The following is a 3461-nucleotide window of genomic DNA, read 5'->3' as shown; positions in this document are numbered from 1 at the left end:
CCCACCCACCACCACATCCCACAACCCCTCCGGCGACACCACCCCACCCGGCAACCGGCACGCCATCCCCACGATCGCCACCGGCTCGTCGGCGGCGTTCTCGAGCTCCGCCACCCGGCTCCGGCTCTGCTGCAGTTCGGACAGGGCGCGGCGAAGGTACTCCCGCAGCCGGTCGTCGGCACTGCGCTCGTTGTCGGCACCGCGCTCGTTGTCGGCACCGCGGTGGTCAGTGGCACTGCGATCGGCGGGCATGTGTCCTCCCTCGCGTGAACGGCAGCGGGTCAGGAGCCGAGCCCCTGGTCCAGCAGCTGGAACATCTCGTCGTCGGTGGCGGTCGCCAGGTCGACGGTGGCTGCGGTCTCGCCGCGGGGACTCAGGGACGACACCAGGGCGCGCAGCCGGACCGCCACCTCGTCCGGGACCGGCACGCTGGCCGTTGTCGCCCCGGCCAGGACCTGCTCCAGCCGGGCCAGCTCCTCGAGCACTGAGGCACCCGTCACGGTCCCCGACCCGCCCGAGGGCGCCGGGACGGACGGCGAACCGTCCTGGTCCACCAGTCTCAGCAGGTGCGCGGCGAGGTCCGCCGGGGTCGGGTGGTCGAAGACCATGGTGGCCGCCAGCCGCACGCCCGCCGCCTCAGCGAGCCGGTTGCGCAGTTCGACCCCGGTCAGCGAGTCGAACCCGAGTTCCTGGAACGTCGCACCCGGGTCCACCGCGTCGCCTGGACGGTGCCCGAGCACGGTCGATACGTGGGCCCGGACGACGTCCACCAACACCCGCCGGCGTTCCTGTTCGGGCCGCCCGGCCAGCCGCCGGAGCAGCGCGTTCCCGCCCGAGTTCGCACCGCTGCTCGCGGGGGTGAACTCCCGGGTCGGCGCCGCCGGGGCGCCCGTCGACGCGCTCCCGCCCACCGGTCGTGTGTCCGGGACCAGCCCCCGCAGCAGTGGCGGCAGGTCACCGGCCGCGGACCGTCGCCGCAGGGCGGCGATGTCCACCGCTGCGGCGACCAGCACAGCCTCGGATGACCGCAGCGCGGCTCCGAACAGCGCGGCGCCCTCGGCGTCGGACAGGCCGCGGACACCGCCGCGGGCCATCCGGCCGCGGTCGGTCCCGGTCAGACGTCCGGTCAGGCCGCTTGACCGTTCCCACAGGCCCCAGGCCACCGACACCGCCGGCAGTCCCCGTAGGCGCCGTTGTTCGGCGAGGGCGTCCAGGTAGCCGTTCGCCGCCACGTAGTTGCCCTGCCCCGCTCCGCCGAAGGCACCGGAGCCGGAGGAGAAGAGGACGAAGGCGGCCAGCTCCGTTGGCGCGGTCAGCTCGTGCAGGTGCCAGGCCGCGTCGGCCTTCGGGCGCAGGACGGCGTCGATCCGCTCCTGGTCCAGCGAGGTGACCAGGCCGTCCGCAACCACCCCGGCGATGTGGACGACCCCGACGAGCGGCGCCGCGGCAGGGATCGCGGCGAGCACCGCCCGCAGCTCCTCGCGATCGGCCGCGTCGGCGGCTACCAGCGTGACCTCGGCTCCGGCCGCGCGCAGTTCGTCGGCGAGATCGACGGCACCAGGCGCGTCCGACCCGCGGCGGCTGAGCAGGACCAGGTGCCGTGCCCCATGGGTGTGGACGAGCTCCCGGGCGACGACCGCCCCGATCGTCCCCGTGCCGCCGGTGACCAGCGTGGTGCCCGCGCCGAGCGCCGGCCCGGCCTCGTCCGGCGGCACCCAGACGTCGTCCCGCGGCGGCCGCGGCGCTGCTCCCAGCCGTGGGACGAGGATCCGTCCGCCGCGTACGACCGCCTGCGGTTCACCGCCCGCCAGGACGGCCCGCAGCTGTGCCCGGGACTCGGCCGGCTCCCCGCCGAGCAGGACGAACCTGCCGGGATGCTCGGCCTGTGCGGCCCGGACCAGGCCCCACACCGCCGCCGCGGCCGGCGCGCCGACCGGGTCATCGGTGAGAAGCACCAGCGGCCCAGCTGGGCCACCCGGGCCGGCGTCAGGTGTGGGTGTGGCGGTGGGTGTGGCGGTGGCGGTGGGTGTGGGCGCGTCGAGCGCCTGCCTCAGTCCCGCGAGGACGTCGGTGAGCAGCACCCGCACGGCCGCCGGGCTGGCGTCGTCCCGCCCGGTGACGTCGAGGACGTCCACGCCGTCGGCCGCGGCCGGGCTGCGCTCGTCGCCCGCGGAGGGGGGATCGACCCAGGTGACGTGGAAGAGCGCACCGGCCACGGTGCCGCCGGTCGCCCCGGCAAGCCGGGCGATCTGCTCTGCCGAAGTCGGGCGCAGGACCAGGGATCCGATCTCCGCGACCGGGGCGCCGCCGCGGTCGGAGACCCGGACCCGCACTCCGTACGACCCGCCCCCATCCGTGGGATCCGTGGGATCGACCTGTTCCGCATGGACGCGCAGGGACGTCGCCCCCGTGGCGAAACGACGGATGTCGCTCCAGGCGAATGGCAGCAGCACCTGCCCGTCACGGGCGGCGGGCACCGCCCCCAGATTGGTCGTCTGCAGGGCCGCGTCGAGCAGCGCGGGATGCAGGCCGTAGGCACCATCCGTCCCGTTGCCCGGGTCGTCCTGGGCGACGGGCAGCTCGACCTCGGCGAAGACCTCCCGGCCCCGTGTCCAGGCGGCACGCACGCCGGCGAAGGCCGGACCGTACTCGTATCCCAGGCCGGCGAGGCGGGGGTAGAAGTCCGCCAGGTCGACGGGCACCGCGTCCGCCGGCGGCCAGGTCTCGTAGCCGTGGGTGGGCTCGCCGACGTCCTGCGAGAGCGCACCCGTGGCATGCCGGGCCCATCGGACGTCCTCGGGTTCCGCCGGCGAGGTGGTGGTGTCGGGCCGGGCGTAGAGGCGCACCGGGCGCCGGCCCGTCGCGTCCGGACCGCCCACGAGGACCCGGAGCAGCACCGCGCCCTCGTCGGGGATCGTGAGCGGGGCCTCGATGAGCAGCTCGTCCAGTGCGGGGTACCCGACCCGCTCACCGGCGTGCAGCGCGATCTCGATCCAGGCTGTCGCCGGCAGCAGCCGGGTGCCGTGGACGCTGTGGTCGGCGAGCCACGGATGGGTCCGGGCTGACACGCGGGCGCTGAACGCGACCTCGTCGGCGCCGCTCTCCCCGGCGGCCGCGCGGCCCGGGATCTCGAGCACCGCGCCGAGCAGCGGGTGACCGGTCGGTTCCAGCCCGGCGGCAGTCACGTCGCCGCGGCCGGCCTGGCCGCCGCGGCCCGCCAACCAGTAGCGCTGGTGCTGGAAAGGATAGGTCGGCAGGTCCGGGACCGGTGCGCTGACGGGGCGGGACGCCGCGGGCACCGCGACGGTTTCGGGCTCGGCCCGCCAGGCGGGGAGGACGGCATCCCAGCTGACAGGCACTCCACGGACGAACAGTTCCGCCGCCGACCGCGCCACCCGCCCCACATCACCCTCACCCCGCCGCAACGACCCCACCACCACCGCATCACCCACACCCAGCCC

General features: G+C 75.6%; 2 protein-coding genes. Both read right to left on the bottom strand.

From position 1 onward, the window contains the following. On the bottom strand, window positions 1-252 hold a 252-nt coding region (locus CC117_RS09185; RefSeq protein WP_131803037.1), incomplete at its 3' end, for a polyketide synthase docking domain-containing protein. Window positions 253-281: 29 nt separating this feature from the next. After that, on the bottom strand, window positions 282-3461 hold a 3180-nt coding region (locus CC117_RS09180; RefSeq protein WP_116287744.1), incomplete at its 5' end, for a type I polyketide synthase.

Source organism: Parafrankia colletiae (assembly GCF_001854655.1).
In the GTDB taxonomy this organism is placed as follows: domain Bacteria; phylum Actinomycetota; class Actinomycetes; order Frankiales; family Frankiaceae; genus Parafrankia; species Parafrankia colletiae.
The sequence above is the reverse complement of the archived record's forward strand: the minus strand, read 5'-3'. Positions and strand labels throughout refer to the sequence as shown.